Annotated in this window: 18 protein-coding genes; 14 read left to right on the top strand and 4 right to left on the bottom strand. The window is 62.4% G+C overall.

Annotation, left to right across the window (positions count from 1 at the left end; all coding sequences use genetic code 11):
• The first annotated feature begins 72 nt into the window (after window positions 1-72).
• From potA to WN982_RS28305, 12 genes are all read left to right on the top strand, one after another.
• On the top strand, window positions 73-1,194 hold the full coding sequence (gene potA / locus WN982_RS28360; RefSeq protein ID WP_341319449.1) for a polyamine ABC transporter ATP-binding protein: 1,122 nt from the start codon (window positions 73-75) through the stop codon (window positions 1,192-1,194).
• Window positions 1,191-2,165: an ABC transporter permease subunit gene (locus tag WN982_RS28355; RefSeq protein WP_341318895.1), complete on the top strand. Its 975-nt coding sequence runs from the start codon at window positions 1,191-1,193 to the stop codon at window positions 2,163-2,165. Before potA ends, WN982_RS28355 begins: the two co-directional genes overlap by 4 nt.
• Window positions 2,162-3,073, top strand: a complete 912-nt coding sequence (locus WN982_RS28350; RefSeq protein WP_341318894.1) for an ABC transporter permease subunit — start codon at window positions 2,162-2,164, stop codon at window positions 3,071-3,073. Before WN982_RS28355 ends, WN982_RS28350 begins: the two co-directional genes overlap by 4 nt.
• A gap of 37 nt (window positions 3,074-3,110) precedes the next feature.
• On the top strand, window positions 3,111-4,682 hold the full coding sequence (locus WN982_RS28345; RefSeq protein ID WP_341318893.1) for a DUF3138 family protein: 1,572 nt from the start codon (window positions 3,111-3,113) through the stop codon (window positions 4,680-4,682).
• A 73-nt stretch (window positions 4,683-4,755) separates the two neighbouring features.
• Window positions 4,756-6,048 carry an FAD-binding oxidoreductase gene (locus tag WN982_RS28340; protein WP_341318892.1) on the top strand — a complete coding sequence of 431 codons (1,293 nt, stop codon included), beginning with the start codon at window positions 4,756-4,758 and terminating at the stop codon, window positions 6,046-6,048.
• Entirely contained in the window at window positions 6,048-7,370 is a 1,323-nt protein-coding gene (locus WN982_RS28335) for an FAD-dependent oxidoreductase (RefSeq protein ID WP_341318891.1), read from the top strand. Before WN982_RS28340 ends, WN982_RS28335 begins: the two co-directional genes overlap by 1 nt.
• A 303-nt stretch (window positions 7,371-7,673) precedes the next feature.
• Window positions 7,674-9,935, top strand: a complete 2,262-nt coding sequence (locus WN982_RS28330; protein ID WP_341319448.1) for a TonB-dependent hemoglobin/transferrin/lactoferrin family receptor — start codon at window positions 7,674-7,676, stop codon at window positions 9,933-9,935.
• Window positions 9,936-9,995: 60 nt separating this feature from the next.
• On the top strand, window positions 9,996-11,072 hold the full coding sequence (locus WN982_RS28325) for a ChuX/HutX family heme-like substrate-binding protein (protein WP_341318890.1): 1,077 nt from the start codon (window positions 9,996-9,998) through the stop codon (window positions 11,070-11,072).
• A 74-nt stretch (window positions 11,073-11,146) separates the two neighbouring features.
• Window positions 11,147-11,971: an ABC transporter substrate-binding protein gene (locus WN982_RS28320; RefSeq protein WP_341319447.1), complete on the top strand. Its 825-nt coding sequence runs from the start codon at window positions 11,147-11,149 to the stop codon at window positions 11,969-11,971.
• A 25-nt stretch (window positions 11,972-11,996) separates the two neighbouring features.
• Window positions 11,997-13,121: an iron ABC transporter permease gene (locus WN982_RS28315; protein ID WP_341318889.1), complete on the top strand. Its 1,125-nt coding sequence runs from the start codon at window positions 11,997-11,999 to the stop codon at window positions 13,119-13,121.
• A 36-nt stretch (window positions 13,122-13,157) separates the two neighbouring features.
• Window positions 13,158-13,988 carry a heme ABC transporter ATP-binding protein gene (locus WN982_RS28310; protein ID WP_341318888.1) on the top strand — a complete coding sequence of 277 codons (831 nt, stop codon included), beginning with the start codon at window positions 13,158-13,160 and terminating at the stop codon, window positions 13,986-13,988.
• A gap of 263 nt (window positions 13,989-14,251) precedes the next feature.
• Window positions 14,252-15,262 carry a DUF2891 domain-containing protein gene (locus tag WN982_RS28305; RefSeq protein ID WP_341318887.1) on the top strand — a complete coding sequence of 337 codons (1,011 nt, stop codon included), beginning with the start codon at window positions 14,252-14,254 and terminating at the stop codon, window positions 15,260-15,262.
• An 8-nt stretch (window positions 15,263-15,270) separates the two neighbouring features.
• Here WN982_RS28305 and WN982_RS28300 read toward each other — a convergent pair whose 3' ends face one another.
• Window positions 15,271-15,696: a PRC-barrel domain-containing protein gene (locus tag WN982_RS28300; RefSeq protein WP_341318886.1), complete on the bottom strand. Its 426-nt coding sequence runs from the start codon at window positions 15,694-15,696 to the stop codon at window positions 15,271-15,273.
• Window positions 15,697-15,898: 202 nt separating this feature from the next.
• Between WN982_RS28300 and WN982_RS28295 the strand changes: the two genes are divergently transcribed.
• Entirely contained in the window at window positions 15,899-18,265 is a 2,367-nt protein-coding gene (locus WN982_RS28295; protein ID WP_341318885.1) for a DNA polymerase II, read from the top strand.
• A gap of 9 nt (window positions 18,266-18,274) precedes the next feature.
• Here the strand turns inward: WN982_RS28295 and WN982_RS28290 are convergent, their stop codons facing one another.
• Entirely contained in the window at window positions 18,275-19,564 is a 1,290-nt protein-coding gene (locus WN982_RS28290) for an MFS transporter (protein WP_341318884.1), read from the bottom strand.
• Between the two features lie 93 nt (window positions 19,565-19,657).
• Window positions 19,658-20,848, bottom strand: a complete 1,191-nt coding sequence (locus WN982_RS28285; protein WP_341318883.1) for a M20 aminoacylase family protein — start codon at window positions 20,846-20,848, stop codon at window positions 19,658-19,660.
• 112 nt (window positions 20,849-20,960) lie between these two features.
• Here WN982_RS28285 and WN982_RS28280 point away from each other — a divergent pair, with 112 nt between their 5' ends.
• Complete coding sequence (locus WN982_RS28280) at window positions 20,961-21,935, top strand: LysR family transcriptional regulator (RefSeq protein ID WP_341318882.1); 975 nt, start codon at window positions 20,961-20,963, stop codon at window positions 21,933-21,935.
• A gap of 219 nt (window positions 21,936-22,154) precedes the next feature.
• On the opposite strand, the gene WN982_RS28275 is transcribed toward WN982_RS28280, so the two are convergent.
• A complete protein-coding gene (locus tag WN982_RS28275) occupies window positions 22,155-23,621 on the bottom strand; it encodes an MFS transporter (RefSeq protein WP_341318881.1) in 1,467 nt (488 codons plus the stop codon).
• Window positions 23,622-23,657: the final 36 nt, after the last annotated feature.

The raw sequence follows: 23,657 nt of genomic DNA, 5'->3' as shown, positions 1-23,657 counted from the left end.
CGCCCGCGATCCGCAAGGAATGGTTACATCATGAACTCGACGACCTTAAATAGCGCAGCCGGCGCCACTCAGATGGCCCGCCCCGCTCCGACGACGAAATCGAAATCGGATGAGTTTGTCCGCATCGAAAACGTCGTGAAGAAATTCGGCGACAGTACCGCTGTCGACAACGTCAATCTGAGCATCGCGAAGAACGAACTGTTCGCGCTGCTCGGCAGTTCCGGCTGCGGCAAGTCCACGCTACTGCGCATGCTCGCAGGGCTGGAGTCGGTGACCTCCGGCCGTATCTTCGTCGATGGCGAAGATCTCGCGGCAATGCCGCCGTACAAACGGCCGGTCAACATGATGTTTCAGTCGTACGCCCTCTTCCCGCATATGAGCGTCGAAGCGAATATCGCCTTCGGCCTCAAGCAGGAAGGCACGCCGAAGAACGAGATCAAGGAACGCGTCGCCGACGCGCTCAATCTCGTGCAGATGAGCAAATACGCGCAGCGCAAGCCCCATCAGCTCTCGGGCGGCCAGCAACAGCGCGTCGCGCTCGCCCGCTCGCTCGTCAAGCGCCCCAAGCTGCTGCTGCTCGACGAGCCGATGTCGGCACTCGACAAGAAGATCCGCCAGAAGACCCAGCTCGAACTCGTCAACATTATCGAAAAGGTCGATGTCACCTGCGTGATGGTCACGCACGATCAGGAAGAAGCGATGACGATGGCCGGCCGCCTCGCGGTGATGAGCGAAGGCCGCATCGTGCAGATCGGCTCGCCGAGCCAGGTCTACGAATTCCCGAACAGCCGCTTCTCGGCGGAGTTCATCGGTTCGACCAACCTGTTCGAAGGCACGGTGGTCGAAGACGAACCGGACCATATCTTCGTCGAAAGCGAAGACCTCGAAACGCGCATGTATGTGAGCCACGGCATTACCGGTCCGCTCGGCATGCCGGTCGGCATCTCGGTGCGTCCGGAACGCGTGAAGGTGTCGCTTGAGAAGCCGGGCACGCCGCACAACTGGGCGCGCGGTGTGGTCTCGGATGTCGCGTACATGGGCAGCTATTCGCTGTATCACGTGCGCCTGCCGAGCGGCAAGACCGTGGTGTCGAATCTCTCCAGCTCGCACCTGATGAGCGAAGGTGCGCCTTCCTATAACGACGACGTGTTCGTCCACTGGTCGCCGGCAAGCGGTGTGGTGCTGACGCAATGAGAAATCCCGCCCCCACCTCCCCCGCGGCGCTCGGTGCGCCGTCCGGCAGCCGCTTGCTCGGCGCGCTGAAAAACCGCCTTTCGATGCTGGTGCCGTCGGGCCGCTCGACCGTGATCGGCGTGCCGTTCCTCTGGCTCACGGTGTTCTTCGCGTTGCCGTTCGTGCTGGTGCTGAAGATCAGCTTCGCCGATCTGCGCCTGGGCATTCCGCCGTACACGGACCTCGTGACGGTCAAGGACGGCATGGTGCACTTCGCGATGCAGCTTAGCCACTACGCCTTCCTGCTGCAGGACGATCTGTACGTCGCGACGTATATCAGCTCGCTGAAGATGGCCGGGATTTCGACCTTCTTCTGCCTGTTGATCGGCTATCCGATTGCGTACTACATCGCCCGCTCGGAGCCGACCAAACGCAACCTGCTGATGATGGGCGTGATGCTGCCGTTCTGGACATCGTTCCTGATTCGCGTCTACGCATGGATCGGCATTCTGAAGGACGACGGCCTGCTCAATCACACGCTGATGGCGATCGGCATGATTCATTCGCCGTTGCGCCTTTACCACACTGATATTGGCGTGTATATCGGCATGGTTTATTCGTATCTTCCGTTCATGGTGATGCCGTTGTATGCGCACCTGGTGAAGAGGGATCTGACGCTACTCGAAGCCGCTTATGACCTCGGCTGCAAACCGTGGACCGCGTTCACGCGCATCACGTTGCCGCTGTCGAAGAACGGCATCATCGCCGGCAGCCTGCTGGTGTTCATTCCGGCAGTCGGCGAGTACGTGATTCCTGAACTGCTCGGCGGCGCCGATACGTTGATGATCGGCCGTGTGATGTGGGATGAATTCTTCAACGATATGGACTGGCCGATGGCATCCGCCGTCACCGTCGCGATGGTTCTGCTGCTGCTCGTGCCGATGGCCGTGTTCCAGTACTACCAGGTCAAGGAACTGGAGGGCACGAAATGATCAAGCCAAATAGAACGCTTTCCACGGGTGTGCTGACTTTTGGCTTCCTGTTTCTGTACATCCCGATCATCAGCCTGGTGGTGTATTCGTTCAACGAGTCGAAGCTCGTCACAGTCTGGTCCGGATTCTCGCTCAAATGGTACGGGGCGCTGTTGCAGGACGGGGAACTGCTGAACGCTGCGTGGCTCTCGTTGAAGATCGGCCTGCTGACCGCCTGTGCGTCGGTGGTGATCGGTACGTGGGCCGGTTTCGTGCTCGCCCGCTTCGGACGCTTTCGCGGCTTCACGCTGTTTGCCGGGATGATCAACGCGCCGCTCGTGATTCCCGAAGTGATCCAGGGCATCTCGCTGCTGTTGCTGTTCGTCGCGCTCGAACAGATGCTGGGTTGGCCGAAGGGGCGTGGCCTCTTCACGATCTGGATCGGTCACGTGATGCTGTGCGTGTCCTACGTTGCGATCATCGTGCAATCGCGGGTGAAAGAGCTCAACAAGTCGCTCGAAGAAGCCGCGCTCGATCTCGGCGCCACGCCCTTCAAGGTGTTCTTCCTGATCACGCTGCCGCTGATCTCGCAGGCGCTGATGTCCGGCTGGCTGCTGTCGTTCACGCTCTCTTTCGACGACCTCGTGCTGTCGGCCTTTTTGTCCGGTCCGGGCTCGACCACGCTGCCGCTCGTCGTGTTTTCGCGGGTGCGCCTCGGTCTGAATCCGGAAATGAACGCGCTTGCAACGATTTTCATCACCACGGTGACGATCGGCGTGATCGCGGTCAACCGCTGGATGCAGCTGCGCGAACGCAAGCGTAACCGCGACATGCAGATGGCTTTCGCGCTCGCCGAAGCCGCCGACCCGTTGCCTGCCGCACCACAACAAGCCACCGCACGACAATCGCTCGATACGGCACGCGCATAAGAAGTCCTTTGCAATACGACCAATAAGGAGAATTTGCATGAGAAAGAAGCTCATCTGTCTGTTGGTGGCGGGGAGTTTGCCGGGCTTTGCCATGGCAGATGCCACCAGCGACCAGATCAAGGCGCTACAGGCCCAGCTCAACGCGCTGCAAAAGGAGGTGAAGCAGCTCCGGGCAGAAGTCGCCAGCAAACCGAAGGCGGCAGCGGCGGCGACAGCTGCCCCTGCCCCGGCAACGGCAGCCGCGCCGGTCGACATCTCGTCGCCTGAGTACGGCAGCGCCCGCGCGACGCTGACCAACGACGAAGTCACGTCGATGAAGCAGCAGATCGCCAATCAGCAGTTGAAGGTCGACTCGCTGGTGGACGCGGCCAATACAGGTCCGATCGCGGGTCTGTCGATAACGGGCTATATCGACCCGACTTACATTTATAACCGCGCGCAGAGCAGCTCGTCGTTCCTGTTCGCGAACCACGAGAGCGCCTACAACTACTTCAACAGTACGTTCGGCGATCTGTACCTCGATATCAAGAAGACCTTCGGTGTCGGCCCGATGGCGCCGTCGGCCGAGATCACCTTGATGCCGAACCGCGGCAACGGTATTACGCTGCTGACGAACGAACACGGCAATATCGGCAACAACATCCTGAATACGGCGGTGGTCAATGTGCCGTTGACGTCGACGACGACACTCGTCGCCGGTTTGATTCCGAGCTTCGGCGGTTACGAAGTGCAGCAATCGAACCAGATGCTGACGCTGACCCACAACCTGCTGTATGACTTCTCCGATCCGGGCAGCTATGTCGGTATCGGTGCGAATTACACCTCGGGCAACTGGGCGTGGAAGTTCTTCCTCGGCAACGAGCAGTACCGCACGTATGGCGCGACGACGCAGATCGGCACCAACTCGCTGGGCGATCCGATCACGACGAGCAACAAGATCCCGACCTTCACGGCGCGTACGGACTATACGTGGTCGAGCGCACTCGATATCGGCGGTTCGTTCAACATCGGGCGTCAGACGCTGCCGAGCGCGACCAACGCGACTACCGGCGCGGTCACCTACGGCGTAGGCGGCAATGCGCCGGGCGCGGGCAGTACGTTCTTCTTCACCGAAGCCGACCTGGCCTACACGCTCGCCGACGTGCAGTACAACGCCGAGATCGACTACGGCCAGGCGCAGAACGCCGCGTTCAACGGCGGCCAAGCGCAGTGGTACGGCCTGTCGCTGCTCGCGCACCGCAAGTTCAATCTGCCGGTGGTGGGCCGCATGGGCGCGACGGTGCGCTACGACCTGCTCGTCGACAGCAAGAATGGCGGCGGCGGCGGTGGCATCGCGTTGAATTCGCGCGGTATGGACACGGCGAACGGCTTCGGCATCGGCGCGGACTGCCTCGCCAATTCGCAGGCGAACGGCGGTCTCGGCTTCGAGTGCAAGGGCGCCACCCGTCAGGACGTTTCGCTCGACCTGTTGTTCTATCCGACTCAGCAGATCACGGTGAAGGTCGAATATCGTCACGACTGGGCCAACAAACAGGTGTTCCTGAAGAACGACGGCTCGTACGGCAAGTCCAACGACCTGCTCGCGACGCAGTTCATCTACTCGTTCTAATCCGTACCGTCTGAGCGCGCGGCCTGGCTTTACCAAAGGCCGCGCGTTCAGGCTTCTCCTGCATGCTCTGCCTATGCTCCCATTCTCGAACCAGCCTCACGTCGCCTCGTATTACGCAGCAACCGCTAACGACACCACTCGCCATCCCCCGCTCGAAGAAACGCTGACGGTCGACGTCTGCGTGATCGGCGCCGGACTCACCGGCATTTCGACTGCGCTGAACCTCGCTGAACGCGGCCATTCGGTCGCGGTGCTGGAAGCATCGAAAGTCGGCTGGGCGGCTAGCGGCCGCAATGGTGGCCAGTTGATCGGCGGCTTTGCGTGCGATATCGATACGTTTGCGAAGTTCATGCCTGCGGATGACGTGAAGCGTGTTTGGGACATGGGGCTCGAGACACTGGATATCGTCAAGGGTCGCATCGCGAAGCATCAGATCGATTGCGATCTGACCTTGGGCTATCTGACCGCCGCGAACAAACCGCGCGATACGGACGATCTGCGAAAATGGCGCGACGAAGCACAACAGCGCTTCGGCTATGACCGCTTTCGTTATGTCGAGAACGAAGGCCTCGACGAATACGTCGAATCGTCGCGCTACCTCGGCGGATTGTTCGATCCGGACAGCGGCCATCTGCATCCGTTGAATTACACGCTGGGTCTTGCGCGCGCCGCACGCGCCGCCGGCGTGCAGATTTTCGAGGACAGCTGCGTCACCGCGCTGCGCCAGGAAAACGGCCGGCATGTGGTCGAAACGGCGCGCGGCAAGGTGCATGCGCAATTCGTCGTGCTCGCGTGCAACACGTACCTCGGCCAACTGGCGCCCAGCGTGGCCAGCAAAATCATGCCGGTCGGCACCTACGTGATCGCCACCGAACCGCTCGACCCCGACCGCGCGGAAGCGCTGATGCCCGCGCGAGCCGCGGTGTGCGACAGCCGCTTCGTGCTCGATTATTTTCGCCCCGCTCCCGACAACCGCCTGCTGTGGGGCGGCAAAGTCAGCTACTCGACGTTCGCGCCGCGCAATCTGGGCGAAGCGATGCGCCGCGACATGCTCAAAACCTTCCCGCAACTCGACGACGTCAAGATCGACTATGCATGGGGCGGTTTCGTCGATATCACGATGAATCGCGCGCCGCATTTCGGCCGCCTGTCGCCGACGGTTTATTTCGCGCAAGGCTTCTCGGGCCACGGCGTGAACACGACTGGTCTCGCGGGTAAACTGATCGCCGAGGCGATCGACGGCCAGGCGTCGCGCTTCGATCTGTTCGGCAAGATTCGTCACCGTGACTTTCCGGGCGGCGCTACACTGCGCACCCCTGCCCTCGTGCTCGCGATGGCCTGGTATCGAATGAAGGACCTGCTTTGATGAATGCTCCGACTCCCGGCTTTAACACGCTCGACCGCCGCGCCGATGCGCTGATCGCCAACTCCTACTATGAAGCGAGCGCCGCCCGTCCGCTCGTCGACGATCCGATGCTCGACGGCACGCTGGACGCCGACGTCTGCGTGATCGGCGCGGGTTTCTCCGGTTTGTCGGTGGCGCTCGAATGCCGGGCGCGCGGTTTGTCGGTGGTCGTGCTCGATGGGCATCGCCCGGGCTGGGGCGCATCGGGCCGCAACGGCGGGCAGACGCTGGTGGGTTTCGCGAAAGACGAAATCATCGAAAAGCAACTCGGTCTCGACGGTGCACGCGCCGCGTGGGCGATGTCGGTGGAAGGCGTTGCGCTGGTGCGCGAGCGCATCGAACGCTACGGGATCGATTGCGATTTCACCGCGGGCTACCTGACGGTGGCGACCAAACCGAAGCGCGTGCCGGACTTGCGCGCGTGGATGGATTCGGCATCGCAGCGCTGGGGCTATACGAAACTCGCGTGGCTCGACACCGACGACGTGCGCGCGCGCGTCGCTTCGCAACGATATCTGGCCGGCGTCTACGATCCGTTTTCAGGCCACCTGCATCCGCTCAAATACTGCCTCGGTCTTGCCGATGCGGCGCGGCGTGAAGGCGCACAACTGTTCGCGCATTCGCCAGTAATCGAGGTGGTGCGCGGCGCGAGGCCTATCGTGCGTACCGCTACCGGCGAAGTGCGCTGCCGTTTCGTCGCGGCGTGTGGCAACGCGACCATCGGCGGCGTGTTACCTGCGCCGGTCGCCGCGCGCATCGCACCGATCGCGTCGTACATCGTCGCCACCGAGCCGCTCGGTAAAGCGCGTGCCGACGCGCTGATCGCCGGACGCGAGGCGATTTGCGACAACAACTTCTTCCTCGATTACTTCCGCCTCTCGGCCGATCATCGCGTGCTGTTCGGCGGGCGGGCGAGCTCGACCGGCGCGTCGCCCGTGCAACTCGGCGAAGAGATTCGCAAGCGCATGATCGGTGTGTTCCCGCAACTCGCGGACGTGCGGATCGACCATGCGTGGGGCGGTTTCGTCGACGTGACGCGCAATCGCGCGCCCGATTTCGGCTCGATCGATCCGAACTACTTTTACGTGCAGGGCTTTTCCGGCCACGGTGTCGCGCTGACCGGCATCGCCGGACGCGTCGTCGCGAAAGCGATGGCGGGCGAAACGGCGGCCTTCGATCTGTTCGCGCGGTTGCGGCATGCGCGCTTTCCAGGCGGCCCGGCATTGCGCGGGCCGGCGCTCGAACTCGGCATGATGTACCACCGGATTCGCGAGCTGTTCTAGGGCGCCTGCGCTGATCGAGTGCAGCGGAGAGTGTCCGCGCTAGCGCGAGCATTCCCGGCTCTGACTTGCCTGTGGCTCGAAATTCACGGGCACCATTCCCAAGTCGCGCCCCGACTGCTATTGACAATGATTCTCATTATCAATAAAGTCATACTTTCATAAAGCTAACGACTTCATTAATTGAGCTTTACCTGTTAACCACGCCCAGCCCAACCTTTATTGGGCTGCCAGCCAGGTGCCGTGAATCACCCAGCGAGCTTATCGGGCCTCTTCATCGGGGATTTTCACGTGCATTCTTCTCGTCTGGCGCGACGTCCGCTGTCCGTCATGCTTGCTGGAGTCTATGGCGTCGTTGGCTTCTGGCCTCATGTTCATGCGGCAACGGAATCGTCTGCTACCGCTATCAATCAAGGCGCTGCGCAATATGCCGAGTTGCGCAGTACCTCGGACCTGCTCGACCCGGTAACGGTTACTGCGACCCGGACTGCAACGAAGGCAAGCCACACCGCAGCCAGCGTCTCCGTCATCACGGCCGAAGACCTGGAAGAACAGCAGGCGGAGAACATCAAGGACGCGCTGCGGTACGAGCCGGGAGTCACTGTTCGGCGCACACCCTATCGGCCAACTTCGGCAGCCACAGCCGGAGGGCGCGATGGCGACTCGAGCATCAATATCCGTGGCCTCGAAGGCAACCGCATCCTGCTGATGGAGGACGGTATCCGTCTGCCGAATTCGTTCAGCTTTGGTCCGCTGGAAGCGGGTCGCGGCGACTATGCGGACATCGGCACCTTGAAGCGCATCGAAATTCTGCGAGGTCCGGCCTCGGCACTGTATGGAAGCGATGGACTGACCGGCGCCGTCAACTTCATTACCAAAGACCCGCAAGACCTGCTCAACATCTACGGCAAAAAAACGTACTTTTCTGTGCGGCCAAATTACGAATCGGCCGACCGCAGCTTCGGCGCGACCGTTCAGGCCGCCGGCGGCAGTGACATGATCCAGGGCATGGTGATAGCCGATGGCCGGCGCGGCCACGAACTGGACGGCACCGGCTCGAACAATTCGGCGGGGCCTAACCGCACGACGGCGAATCCTCAGGACACCTACTCTGAATCGGTACTCGGCAAGCTTGTGGTCAAGCCGACGGCACGCGACACGTTCAAGTTCACGGCCGAAACCGTCAGGCAGCGTATCGACACCAATGTGCTGTCCGCGGTGAATCCACCGACCACACTCGCGCTGACGGCAAACGACCGCCTTGAGCGCAACCGTTACAGCCTCGACTACGACTTCAGTAACGAAGCTGCGCGATTCTTCCAGATCGCGCATGTGCAGTTCTACTACCAGGACGCTTCACAGGACCAGAAGTCCTATGAGACACGCGGATCACAACCGTCGCGAAGCCGGGAGAACAATTACAGCGAACGCATCGTCGGCGGTTCCGCGTTTGCGGAGAGCACCTTTCACACGGGCATCCTGACGCACAAGCTCCTGTACGGCGGCGACGGCAGTATCGACCGGGTGACCAACCTGCGCAACGGCACGGTTCCAGGTGCGGGCGAAGCGTCCTTCCCCAACAAGGCATTTCCGGATACCGATTACACGCTTCTCGGTGCCTTCCTGCAGGACCAGATCAGTTTCGGCGCGTTGACAGTCACGCCAGGCCTGCGCTTCGATAGCTACCGGCTCAGCGCAAAGACAGGCGACCCGCAGTACGCGGGCACGCCGGTTTCATCGAGCGACAACGCGCTGTCGCCGCGGCTTGCCGTGCTTTACGAAGTGTCACCGGCGCTCATTCCGTACGCCCAGTATGCCCATGGTTTTCGTGCGCCGTCGCCGGACCAGGTGAACAACAGCTTTGCCAACCCGCTCTACGGCTACACGTCGATCGGCAATCCGAACCTCAAGCCGGAAACCAGCGACACCATTGAAGCCGGTCTGCGCGGCAAACTTGGCACCGGTTTCGGACCGCTGAGTTATAGCGCGGCGGTGTTCGCAGGCCGCTATCGGAATTTCATCTCGCAGCAGACCGTTGGCGGCACCGGCACGCCGACCGACCCGCTCGTATTCCAGTACGTCAACTTTGGGAAGGCTCGCATTCACGGTCTTGAGGGGCGAGCCGAGTGGTTCCTGCCGCAAGGTTTTTCTGTGAAGACAGCCATGGCTTTCACCAAAGGCAGCGTTGAGAACACGGGAGCCGCGAATCAGCCGCTCGACACCGTCAACCCGTTCTCCGCCGTGTTCGGTGTGCGTTACGAGCCGGGCGAACGATGGTTCGCACAGGCAGACCTGTTGTTCCAAGCTGCCAAAAAGTCCAGCGACATCACGCCCAAAGGGTGCAGTTCGGCAACGTGTTTCGCACCGCCTTCATCGTTCGTGGTCGACTTGCGCGGTGGATATCGCTTTAGCAAGCACGTGGTCGCGTATCTCGGCGTGTTCAACCTGTTTGACCGGAAGTACTGGAACTGGTCGGACGTGCGAGGCATCGCCGATACGTCGTCTATCAAGGACGCGTATACCGCGCCTGGGCGCAACGTCTCCGTCAGCATGAAGATCGACATGTAACGGCGAGCACTTCGACCTCTCCAATTTTCATTACGCTATCCTCAACCTTAGGAGCCTGCCATGCAAAACACCGCTCGCCTTGACGCGACTTCGTTGCAACAGTTGCGTCATGCCTTCGTCAAGCTCAGGACCGAGCAGAAACTGCGTAATCGCGATGCCGCGCTCGCACTCGGCATCAGCGAAGGCGAGGCACTCGCCGCGTTTACCGGCGAGCATGTCGTGCGCCTGACGCCGCGCTTTATCGAGCTGTTCGAAGAAGTGCCACATCTCGGTCCAGTCATGGCGCTCACGCGCAATGAAGCGGCCGTCCATGAAAAAGACGGGCAGTACGGGAACATGAGCCACAACGGCGACGTCGGCCTTGTACTGGGCGGCGCCATTGACTTGCGGGTCTTCTACCAGCACTGGGCATCGGGCTTCGCCGTGCGGGAGGCGACTGCTCACGGTGAACAGAAGAGCCTGCAATTTTTCGATGCTCAAGGCCACGCGGTGCACAAGATTTTCCTGCGCGAACACAGCAATCACGTGGCATTCGACGCTTTCGTCGAGCGCTGGAGCGCTGCGGAACAAGTGCCGGGGCTGATGCTGGGCGAACTGGCGGCCTCGCCGGTCGTCAAGGACGATAGCGAAATCGACGTGCCGGCATTTCATGCGGCGTGGGACGCAATGAGCGACACGCATCAGTTCTTTGGCATGCTGCGTCAATTTGGGCTTGCTCGCACGCAGGCGCTGCGCCTCGCGGAGCGACGATATGCGCTACCCGTTTCAACCGGAGCATTGCAGAATCTACTGGTCCGTGCGTCTGAGGCCGCCGTACCTATCATGGTGTTCGTGGGCAATCGCGGCATGATCCAGATTCATACCGGCCCGGTTAAGACCATCCGTGTCATGGGTACCTGGCTCAACGTGCTAGACCCGGGTTTCAACCTGCATCTGCGCACGGACCTGATTGCGAGTGCGTGGGTGGTTCGTAAGCCGACGTCCGACGGCATTGTCACGTCTCTGGAACTGTTCGACTTACAGGGTGAGAACATCGCCATGCTGTTTGGGGCGCGCAAACCCGGCGCGCCCGAACTGGAAGAATGGCGCGAACTGATCGCAGAACTCGCCCCCCTGCTCGACGAGGCTTCGGTATGAATTCCGGGCGCGTTAAGGGACCTCGCCGCGCCTTCGTCTTTGGCGGCGCCGCGTTGCTGCTCGCTGGAATTTCGATGCGCGCGGACGCACAGCGGGGCCAACGGCGGGTAATCGTGGTTGGCGGAGCGCTGGCCGAAATCGTCTATTCGCTTGACGCGCAAGCGAATGCACGCGGCGTGCTGGTCGCAACCGATACGACCTGCACGTTCCCCGCCGCTGCAGGCGCGTTGCCGAAGGTCGGTTATCAGCGAGCGCTATCGGCGGAAGGGCTGCTGTCGTTGCGGCCCGACCTGATTCTGGCGTCTTCGGAAGCGGGACCGCCGAACGTACTAAGCCAGGTGAAGCAGGCAGGTGTGGAAGTGGTGACATTTGCTGAGCGCCATGACGTCGACTCTGTACGCGAAAAGATTGGCGGCATCGCCCGGACGCTCGATGTGCACGAGGCAGGCAAGGCGCTACAGGCTCGTTTTAACGAGCAATGGCAGGTGGCCCGCCAGACAATCAGCACATCGCCATTCGCCACGCGCGCCCAGCCACCGCGCGTGCTGTTCGTGCTGAACAACACCGGCAATCAGGCGTTTGTCGCGGGGCAGCGCACCGCCGCAGATGCCATGCTCACCTATGCCGGCGCGCGCAACGCGATGCAGGGCTTCAACGGGTACCGGCCGTTGTCCGCCGAAGCACTGGTTAGTGCGGCACCCGACATCGTGCTCACCACCGATGAAGCGCTGAGCGCGATTGGCGGTGCTGAGAAGCTGCTCGCGAGTCCTGGCTTCGGCGCCACACCTGCTGGCCGGGCGAAAAGGGTCGAGTCGCTCGACACCCTGTTCATGCTCGGCTTTGGCCCTCGATTGCCTGCTGCCGTGGTGACGCTCAACCAGCGTCTGGGGCAGGCTTGACGAACACACGTTTGCCACCAAACCGATGAACACATCAAGCGCAGCGCGTCCCGGTATGCCAGCGGACCATGCCTCTCATGCGGAATCGTTCACCCTCGCTGACCGACGGCATCGGGGCGCGGCTGTGCTGCTGTGCTGCCTCGTCGTAGCGCTTTGCGGGGCGATACTTGCTGGAATTTGCATTGGCGCTTACGGCATGGCGCCCCTGGTTGTCTGGTCCGCGCTAACGGCGGGCTCCGACGCCGTGGTGAATGACCCTGCGGTCCAGCAAGCCCAGGCAGTGCTGTTCACTATCCGGTTGCCGCGTGTAGTGCTCGCGCTGCTCGTCGGCGCGGGCTTCGGTGCTGCCGGCAGCGCCTTGCAGGCGCTCTTTCGCAATCCACTGGCTGACCCGGGACTGATTGGCATTTCGAGCGGCGCCGCCCTGGGCGCGTCCACGCTGATCGTGCTCGGGCCGCTTCTGGGTGCGTCCTTTGCTGCAGTTGGCCTGTATGCCCTGCCGGTTGCGGCGTTCGTCGGCGCTCTGGCAGTTTCCGCGCTGGTTTATCGGCTCGCCTCCGCTCGCGGACGGCTTGCGTTGCCATTATTACTGCTGGCGGGCATCGCGATTAACGCGCTGGTGGGCGCCGCCATCGGGCTGCTCACCTACATCGCCGACGACGCCCAGCTCCGCTCCCTGACGTTCTGGAGCCTGGGCAGCCTCGGTGGCTCACAATGGCCAATGCTTGCCGCGGTGATTCCTTTCGTTCTGGTCGGCGTCGTCCTGATCGCACGCAACGGCCATGCGCTCAATGCATTGCAACTTGGCGAGACTGAGGCGCAGCATCTGGGCGTGCCGACACAACGTGTCAAGCGCACGGTGTTGGCTGCTTCTGCGCTGAGCGTGGGTGCGTTAGTCTCATGCACCGGCGTGATCGGTTTTATCGGGCTGGTGGCTCCTCATTGCGTGCGGCTCGCATGCGGCCCGAACCAGCGTGTGGTGATGCCCGGCGCCATGCTACTCGGGGCCACCTTGACCGTGCTGGCAGACCTGGCTGCGCGCACCGTGGCCGCGCCGGCAGAAGTACCGCTCGGCATCCTCACCGCGTTGCTCGGTGCGCCGTTCTTCCTCGTGCTGTTGTGGCGCAGCCGCGGTCAACTCGGCTTGTGAGCGGCACTTCAGTGAATCCGATGGAGCAGACATAAGATGTTGATCGCGAGCAATTTGAGCGTGACGCGAGGCGCAATCACGGTTTTACGGAACCTTTCGCTAGCCGTGAAGCCCGGTGCCTTGACGGCGCTCCTCGGACGCAACGGCGTCGGCAAAAGTACGCTGCTCAAGGCGCTGGCCGGAGAGTTCGACACCTCAGGCGCAATGCGTGCTTTGCGCATCAGCGGCGATCTGACGCTCAACGGTGAACCGCTGCGTACGATCCCGCCTCAACGCCTCGCTCTGCAGCGCGCCGTGTTGCCTCAATCTTCCCAGCCTGTTTTCCCGTTCAGCGTCGAGGAAATCGTGCTGCTCGGGCGTTACCCTCATGTACGCGGCGGCGCGCCTTCAAGGCGCGATCGGGAGATTGTCGGCGAGGCCCTGGCACTGGCGGAGGCCGGTGGACTCGCAGGGCGCGACATCACGACACTGTCCGGGGGCGAACTGGCGCGCGTCCAGTTTGCCAGGGTCCTTGCCCAGATCTGGCCTGTTGCCAGTATCTGTCCAGAGCACGTTCGGGCAATGCCCCGGTATCTCCTGCTGGACGAGCCGACTGCCGCCCTTGATATTGCCCACCAGCACGGTCTTCTTGCGACAGTCCGGGACGTGGCGCGCCGCTGGAACATAGGTGCACTGGCGATCGTGCACGACCCGAATCTGGCGGCGCGTCATGCCGACGCGATCGCTTTGCTCGCGGAAGGCACGATAATCGCGCAGGGCACGCCACACAAAATGATGCAGCCCGAACTGATCGAGCGCTGCTACGGCTTTGCCGTGCGCATGCTTGACGCTGGCAGCGAGTCGGCCCCGGTCGCCGTACCGGCATAGAATAATTGTGCTGGGTTCGAGAAATCGGCGGCTGTCGAAATGTTGGGATGGTTTTGAACTTGCCGTCGGCTTTGGATTTGCTGCCCCATCCTCCTTTAAAACAGAGCACCCGCAACGCATAGGCTCGGCTCCCTTTACCTGAGGTGAAATCGAGTGCGGCAAGAAAGGCCTGATGAAGCCCGATGGCCGGAGGCTTTGCTATTGTTGAGGGTCAATACCATACTGATATATCTCTTCGTATTCCGCTTTTGAGGAGGCGCTCGATGATTGCTCAACTCACGCCCGAATTCGCGTCCAAATTTGCCAATCTCGCACTGAACCACCTCACGCGCGAGTATCCGAACAAGCTGACCCACGCCCTCGCCGGTCCGCAAGACGTGCAGGGCCCGAGTGCATTGCATCCGATTTTTTACGGCAGCTACGACTGGCATTCGTGCGTGCACGGCTACTGGCTGATTCTGCATCTGCTCGAGCGCTTTCCCGATCTGCCCGAAGCGGGGCGCATTATCGCGGTGGTCGACGAGCACTTCACCGATGCGAACGTGGCCGGCGAACGCGCGTATCTCGACTTGCCGCACAACCGCGGCTTCGAGCGTCCTTATGGGTGGGCCTGGCTGCTCGCGCTGAGCGCGCAACTCCAGACGCTGAAGCTCTCGGAAGCGGCGCGTTGGTCCAAAACCTTTGTGCCGCTCACCGAAGCCTTTGTCGAACGGTTCGAAGATTTCCTGCCGAAAGCGACTTACCCGCTGCGTGTCGGCACGCACTTCAACATGGCGTTCGCACTCGCGCTAACGCTCGATTTCGCGCGTCAAACCTCGCGTGAATCGCTCGAAGCGCTGCTGGTGAGCACTGCAGAGCGCTGGTTTCTGAACGACGTCGCGTGTCAGGCATGGGAGCCCGCCGGCGACGAGTTCCTGTCGCCTTCGCTCATGGAAGCGGAGTTGATGCGGCGTGTGCTGCCGCCCGCGCAGTTCGTTGCATGGTTAGGCCGCTTTCTGCCGGATCTCGGCGCGCGCCAACCCGCCACCCTGTTCGAACCCGTTACCGTGACGGATCGCACCGATGGCAAGATCGCCCACCTCGACGGCTTGAACCTGAGTCGCGCATGGTGTCAGCGGTCGCTGGCGCGCGCGCTGCCCGTCGGCGACGCAGGCCGGGTCGCGTTGTTCGAGTCGGCCGAGCGTCATCTCGAATGCGCGCTGGCGCACGTGGCCGGCGACTATATGGGCGAGCATTGGCTCGGCACCTTCGCCACGCTCGCTTTGGAAGCCTGATAGACAACTTACTGCCCGGTCAGCTTTTTAGGCTTCGGCGGCGCCTGAACCTTGCTGTACTGGAACGCAGGCGTCGCTTTCAACGCGTCTTTCGTCGCGCCTGCCAGATAGAAATTCCCCGAGCGAATATCGAGTGCCGCGACCGGCACGGCTACGTCATGCGACGCCACGCCGAGAAACCCACCTGTGGAGACGATTGCAGCCGACAGCGAACCATCGGGTGCGATCACCAGATCGCGGATCGAACCGATCTTCTCGTTCTGGTCGTTGTATACGGCCTTGCCGAGAATGCTTTTCTTCGCACTCCAGCCGCTCAGCAGCGCGTTGGATTGCTCGACCGTGACGCTAAGGGGTTGGGTGCCGGCGATTTGCGCCTGTGCACCAAAGCTGGTTGCCGCCACGGCGACCACAACAACAAGTTTACCCAAAGTCATATTGCTCACTCCGCTCTTAGTAGACTGACCGGCACATCGACTGTGCCAAAGGAATCGCTGCAAAACGATCATACAGACTACGCGGCGCGGCTGCAGTCACGGGGCACACGCAAACGGCGGCGCGGCGGCGGCAACGTCCACGGCAACAAACGCATGGCGGTAAAATTGCGCATGGCGATGGTGGCCGTTTCGAGGTGGACGTTTGACTGAGCTTGAACAGGGTTTCATTTTGACCCGACATTGGCGCGACACGCCGGCCGGCACGGAGGTCGATTTCTGGCTGGCAACAGACGGAGGGCCCCGTCACATCCGTCTGCGTCCACAGCCTTCGGTTGCGTTCATCCCGGCCGCGCACCGCGAGCGCGCCGAAACGATCCTGCGCCGCGAAACGCAGATCGAATTGCGCCCGCTCGATCTGCGCGACTTCCAGCGTCGGCCGGTCATGGGGCTTTACTGCCCGCAGTACCGGCAATTGACGGGGCTCGAGAAGCGTTTGAAGCAAGGCGGTGTCGACGTCTATGAAGCCGATATCTTCCCGCCCGAGCGCTACATGATGGAGCGTTTCATCACCGCGCCGGTGTGGTTCGGCGGCGAGGCGCAAGACAACGGCGCGCTGCTGAACGGCGAGTTGAAGCCTGCCACGGACTATCGCCCGTCATTAAAACTGGTGTCGCTCGACATCGAAACCAGCGCTCGCGCCGAGCTCTACTCGATCGCGCTCGAAGGCTGCGGACAGCGCCAGGTCTACATGCTGGGCCCGCCGAACGGCGCCCCCGGCGGGCTCGACTTCCAGCTCGAATACTGCGAGATACGCGCCCAGTTGCTCGAAAAGCTGAACGTGTGGCTGGAGCGGCACGACCCCGATGCCATCATCGGCTGGAACCTCGTGCAGTTCGATTTGCGCGTGTTGCGGCAGCACGCCGAACAGTATCGCGTGCCGCTGCGGCTGGGACGTGGCGGCGCCGTGATGGAGTGGCGCGAGCACGGCCACAAGCAGAATCATTTCTTCGCCGGTGCGGCCGGCCGACTGATCATCGACGGCATTGAAGCGCTGCGCTCCGCGACGTGGAGTTTTCCGTCGTTCAGTCTCGAACACGTCGCGCGCTCGGTGCTGGGTGAAGGCAAGTCGATCGACAATCCGTATCAGCGGATGGATGAAATCCAGCGCCGTTTCGATGAAGACAAGCCCGCTCTCGCGCAATACAACCTCAAGGATTGCGAGCTGGTCACGCGCATCTTCGCGAAGACAGAGTTGCTGCCGTTCCTGTTGGAGCGTGCGACTGTCACCGGCTTGCCCGCTGACCGCAGCGGCGGATCGGTGGCGGCGTTCACGCATCTGTACATGCCGCGGATGCATCGGCAAGGCTATGTGGCGCCGAATCTCGGCGACGTAGCGGGCGCCGCGAGTCCGGGCGGTTTCGTCATGGATTCGCGGCCCGGTCTTTACGATTCGGTGCTGGTTCTCGACTACAAGAGCCTGTATCCGTCAATCATTCGCACGTTCCTGATCGACCCCGTGGGTCTCGTCGAAGGCATGCAGAATCCCGGCGACGATCAATCGGTGCCGGGCTTTCTCGGCGCGCGTTTCTCGCGCGATCGCCACAGCTTGCCGTCGATCGTCGGCCAGGTCTGGCAAGGACGCGAAACGGCCAAGCGCGAGCACAACAAGCCGCTTTCGCAGGCGTTGAAGATCATCATGAACGCTTTTTACGGCGTGCTGGGCTCCACCGGCTGCCGCTTCTTCGACCCACGTTTGGCGTCGTCGATCACCATGCGCGGCCACGAAATCATGCATCGCACACGTGAGCTGATTCAGGCCGAAGGTTACGAGGTCATCTACGGCGATACCGATTCGACCTTCGTGTGGCTGAAAACCGCCCATACCGAGGAAGAAGCGAGCCGCATCGGCCGGGCGCTTGTCGAACACATCAACCAGTGGTGGCGGCAACATCTGCGGGAGCGCTTCGGCCTCGACAGTGCGCTTGAACTGCAATACGAACGGCATTACCGGCGCTTCTTCATGCCGACCATTCGCGGCGCCGAAGAAGGCAGCAAGAAGCGCTATGCCGGGTTGACGGTTCTGCCGGACGGCAGCGAGGACGTCGTCTATAAAGGACTGGAAACGGTGCGTACCGACTGGACCCCGCTTGCGCAGCGGTTTCAGCAGGAGCTTTATTTACGCATTTTCAGACAGCAGCCGTATGAGGATTACGTGCGCGACTATGTGCGCGATACGCTGGAGGGGAAGTTCGATGACCAGCTCGTGTACCGCAAGCAAGTGCGCAGACCGCTCGGCGACTACGAGCGCATCGTGCCGCCTCATGTCCGCGCGGCACGCGTGGCCGACGAGTTCAATCGCCGGCAGGGCCGGCCCTTGCAATACCAGAACGGCGGCTGGATCAGCTACGTGATGACGGTCGCCGGACCGGAACCGCTCGAAACGCTGCGCTCGGCGATCGATTACGAGCACTATCTGACGCGCCAGTTGCAGCCCGTCGCCGACGCTATCCTGCCGATGTTGCGCGATAACTTCACGACGCTGATGAGCGGTCAGAAACAGTTGTTCTGAGCGCTCCGTTCAGGTGAGTTCCCGTCCCCCGGTTTCCTCGAGCATCGACACGGCGATCAGGGAAATGATCACGCACGCGATCATGTACCACGCCGGCGCCATCGTGTTACCGCTCACGCGGATCAGCCACGCGACGACCAGTTGCGCGGTCCCGCCGAACACGGACACGGACACCGCATACGCACTCGCCAGATAGCCGGCGCGGACGTGCTTCGGGAAGTTCTCCGGCATCAGCGCATAAGCAGGCGCCGACCCCATCGTGTAGAAGAACATCAGCACGATGATGAGCCCCATCACCACCGGCAGCGACGGAAACTGGTTCATCAGCCAGAACGCCGGATACAGCAGCGCGATCAGCACGACGCGCCCCGCCATCGTAAGCGGTTTGCGGCGCTGCATCTTGTCGGACAGCGCGCCCCATATCGGACAGAACGTCAGCGACACGACCGCGGCCGAAATCGACACCAGCATCGACAGCTTGGCCGGCATCTTCAGGTACTGGATCGAGTACGTCGGGATGTAGTACATGAGCACATAGGTGGCCACGGTCATGCCCATGATCGCGAACACGGTCAGGAACCACTTGCGCACGAGATACCCTTCGAGCACGACTTGCTTCGACGCTTCCGCCTTCGGCGGCTCCTCGACGATATGGCGGCGCAGATAGACGCCCACTGGCATGATCAGCGTGCCGATCAGGAACGGCGTACGCCAGCCCCATTCCAGCAGTTGCTCGCTGCTCAATTGATAAGTGAGGATCGCCGCGATCCCCGAACCCAGCAACGCGGCCGCGCCCTGGCTGGCCAGCTGCCAGCTCGCGCGGAAACCGCGCCCCTTGGCCGAACCGGTTTCCAGCAGCGTCGCAGTGGCGGCGCCGAACTCACCGCCTTGTGCAAACCCTTGCACCAGACGCGCGACGATGATGATGGCGGGCGCCGCCAGGCCGATCGACTCGTAAGTCGGCGTGAGGCCGATCGTCAGGGAGCCGAGCGCCATCAGGAAAATGGTCAGCGTCAGCGCGGCACGGCGGCCGCGTTTGTCCGCGTAGCGGCCGAGCACGAAGCCGCCGAGCGGACGCGCGACGAAGCCGATCGCGAACGCGAAGAGCGCCATCAGCGTGGAGACGATCGGATCGTGCGAAGGGAAGAAAAGCTTCGCGATCGTCAACGCGAAAAAGCTGTAGACCGTGAAATCGTAGAACTCCAGCAAGTTGCCGACGGTCGCGGCCACCACGATTCTGCTCGACGACACAGCACGATTCTGCTCGACGATGCTTGACGACACAGGATTGACTGACATGAATAAATCCCCATTGATGATCTGGTCAGGCGCAACGCCTCTGCGCGATGCCTCAGGCACCGCGCGGCGCCTGCTTTATGGTGTCCGGACGCCTCAGGCCGCCTCGGCGAGGAAGCGCTCGACGAGCCGCGTCCAGTAGGCGGCGCCGACGGTGAGGTTGTCGTCGTTGAAATCGTAGGAGGCGTTGTGCAGCATGGGTGCCCCTTCGCCGTTGCCGAGGCGCAGGAAGCAACCCGGCTTGTGTTGCAGGTAATAGGCGAAGTCTTCGCTGCCCGCAATCGGCCCGAACTTGTCGATCACCTGTTCGTCGCCGACCAGCTCGCGCGCCACCTGCAGCGCCAGCCCGGTTTCCCGTTCACTGTTGACGACCACCGGATAGCCGGCGATGTACTTGATGTCGGCCCGCGCGCCGTACGCGCTCGCATGCGCTTCCACGAGCGCGCGGATGCGGGTTTCGAGGAGCTTGCGAACCTCGGCGTCGAACGAGCGCACGCTGATCTGCAAACGTGCCGATTCGGGAATCACGTTGGCCGCGTGCCCCGCGTTGAATGCGCCCACCGTGATCACGGCCGTCTGCATGGGGTCGACGTTGCGCGAGACCACCGTCTGCAGCGCGGTCACGAGCGTGCTGCCGATCACCACCGGATCGACGGCGAGATGCGGACGCGCCGCATGCCCGCCGCGACCGTGAATCGTGACGTCCACCGTGTCGCACGCTGCCATGAACGGACCGCTGCGGAACATGAACGTACCCGTGGGATAGCCGGGGTGATTGTGCAGCCCGAAAATCGCCTCGCACGGGAAGCGCTCGAACAGGCCGTCGGCAATCATCCGCTCCGCGCCGCTATCCGCACCGATTTCCTCCGCGGGCTGGAACACGAGATGGACCGTGCCGTTGAAGCGGCGGGTCCGGGCGAGGTGGCGCGCCGCGCCGAGCACCATCGTCGTATGCCCGTCGTGGCCGCACGCATGCATTAAACCCTGGTGCGCGCTGGCGTAAGGCAGCCCGGTTTCCTCGGTGATCGGCAACCCATCCATGTCGGCCCGCACGGCCACCGCGCGCGCCCCGTCACCCGCGGTGAGCGACGCCACCATGCCGGTGCCGCCGAGGCCGCGCGTGACCTGATAGCCCCAGCTCTCCAACTGCCGCGCCACGAAATCGGCCGTCTGGAACTCCTGGTACGCCAGCTCGGGGTGCTGATGGAGGTGACGGCGAATGGTGCTCAGCTCGTCGCGGAGGTCTTTCGTATCGTCGAGTGCGCAAAAGTGCGGCGTGCTTGCCATGGTCGGATTGCATTCGGTAGAAAATAATCGGGTCAGTATTTCGTTGCAATAAACCCTGATCAATGACGTTCAAGGGATGATAATGTTGACCTGCGAGTCAACAGGTGACGGCATGGAGAAAGATGAATCGGCGGACCGGGACAACGCGCTCAACACGCGGAGCCTGCGCTATCTGCACGAGATCGAGGTGCACGGCGGCGTGCGCGCGGCGGCTGACGCGCTGGGGATCAATGCGTCCGTGATCAGCCGCCAGGTCGCGCAGCTCGAACGCAAGCATCGGGTGGTCCTGCTGGAGCGGCACGGCCGCCGGGTGGCGCTGAGCGACATTGGCCGAAGCCTGGTCGAGCATTTCCGCGAGAGCTCCCGGCGCGACGCCGAGATGCTGGCCCAACTGGAGGATTTCCGGGGCCTGCGGCGCGGACGGGTCGGAATCGGCGTCGGCGAGGGCTTCGTCGAGAATCTGCTGGCGATCGCACTGGAGCGGTTCAGCGCGGAGTTTCCCGATATCGTGGTCGAACTGCACAGCGGCCCGACCGCCGCCATCACGGCGATGGTGCGCAACGACGAGGTGGATATCGGGCTCTGTGCGGGCGGTAAGCGCGACCCGGCGATCCGGGCAAAGTCTTTCCGGGCGGCGCCCTTCTGCGCGCTCGTGAGCCCGCGCCATGCGCTGGCTGCGGCCGGGCCGCGGCACATCAGGCTCGACGAATTGAAGGAGCAGCGGCTCATTTTCATGCCGGAACGGTTCGGCGCGCAGCAGTATCTCGATGCGATCCTTCACGCGGAACGGCTGAATCTTGCGCCGGCCTACCGCTGCGATCTTTTTTCCGCGGCCCAAGCCATCGCGGCGGCGGGGCTTGGCGTGGCATTCATGTCGACCGACGCGGCGCGGCAGTATCTCGACGCGGGAAGGCTCGTCGCGCTGGAACTGGAGCACCCCATCGCGCGTGAATTCAGCAGTCAGATTCTCAGGCGCGTCGGGCGGCGGCTTTCTCCGGCGGCTGAGTTCCTGTGGCGGCAGATTGGAGATGCGATGCAGCGGACGCTGCGGGTCTCTCGCGGCAAGGCGGCCAAGGATGGCTTATGAAACCCACGAGTAAAATCGCTGGGCAGCAGGCAGCGGAGTTTTGCCTGAACATCTCGCCTGTCCTTTCTTGATGAGCATTTGACAGCGCTGCGATGGTCGCAAATGGCATGACTCGACTCACCTCGCGCCCCGGACGATCGTCCCGCCTGAAGGCCTACAGTGGCAGCGTGCCGAACGGCGGCACATCAACCGCCCCCGCCCATTCCTGCTGGTTCATTGTCAGTAGCTTGATCTGGATATTTGCTCAAGTTCAAGGCCCTTGGTCCGCGGCCCCATCAAGCCGATTGCCAGCATCACGATCAGCATCGCACCGGCGATGAACACGAACACGCCGGTCGTGCCGAAGTGCTTCAACACCGACGCAATCAGAAAGGCCGTGAAAATCGCGGAGAAGCGGCTCCACGAATAGACGAAGCCCACCGCCCGCGCGCGGATGCTGGTCGGAAAGAGCTCGGTCTGATACGCATGGTAGCTGTACGAAATGATATTGCCCGCGAGCGTCAGACACACGCCGAGGCTCACCAGCAACACCGCGCCCGACGCCTGGCTGAACCACAGGCCACATACGATATTCACAGCCGCCATCACGACAATGACAGTCTTCCGCTCAAAGCGGTCGCCGATAAACAGGCCAATTATCGGTCCGACAGGAGCAGCCAGCGCAATCACGCTCGAGTACATCAGGCTCGTGGTGATCGTAATGCCCTGCTTGATGAGCAGCGTCGGCACCCAGTTTGCGAAGCCGTAGAAACCGACCGTCTGGAAGATGTTGAAGATCGTCATCATCAGCGTGCGGCTGCGGTACGGCGGCACCCACATGTCGCGGAAGCTGCCGCGCGGCGCAACCGGCACCGGCGGCGCGGGTGGCGGCAATTCGCGGCCATACTCGCTACGCACTTTCGCTTCGAGTTCGCTCATCACGCGATCGGCTTCGGCGAGACGCCCTTGTTGCGCGAGCCAACGCGGACTTTCCGGCAGCGCGCGCCGGATCCACCAGACGAACAGCGCACCATGCGCGCCGATCAGCACCACCCAGCGCCAGCCGTCGATGCCGAACGGCATGCGCGGCACCAGCAGATAGGACAGAAACGCGACCACCGGCACCGCCGTGAAACCGACCGCCTGCTCGCACGCGAATGCACGGCCGCGAATCTGTTTGGGTACCAGCTCGGAGATGTACGTGCCGATCGTCACCAGTTCGACGCCGATGCCGATACCCGCGACGAAGCGCCAGAAATTCAGGCCCGTGGCCGTTTCCTGAAACGCCATCACGACGTTGGCCGCGGTGTACCACAGCAGCGAATACGTGAACACCGCGCGGCGTCCAAAGCGATCCGCCAGAAAGCCGCAAGCAATCGTGCCGATGAAAAGCCCCGAGAACAAAGCGGCGATGAAACTCGCGACGCCGGTCGAGCCGAACAGGCCGTGCGTCGTCGCAGTCAGCAGGCCGCTTTTGACGAGGCCCGGCGCGACATAGCCGGAGTACAGCAGGTCGTACAGTTCGAAGAAAAAACCGAGGCTCAGCAGCACCACCAGCTTCCAGACGGAGCGCGTGGCGGGCAGGCGGTCGAGGCGCGCCGAGATGCTGCCGGCGTCGAGCGTAGTGGCCGACGAGGCAGTGGCGGTGATGGAAGACGCCGCGCCGTCGCTGCGCGCGACGGACGCTGCGTGATCGGGGAATGCCATGTTGTTTGTCTCCAGGTGATGCCTGTCGAGGCCGGT

Origin of the sequence: Paraburkholderia sp. IMGN_8, from assembly GCF_038050405.1 — a bacterium.
Lineage (GTDB): Bacteria > Pseudomonadota > Gammaproteobacteria > Burkholderiales > Burkholderiaceae > Paraburkholderia.
Note: the sequence above shows the minus strand (reverse complement) of the source record. Positions and strands in the feature narration are given on the sequence as shown.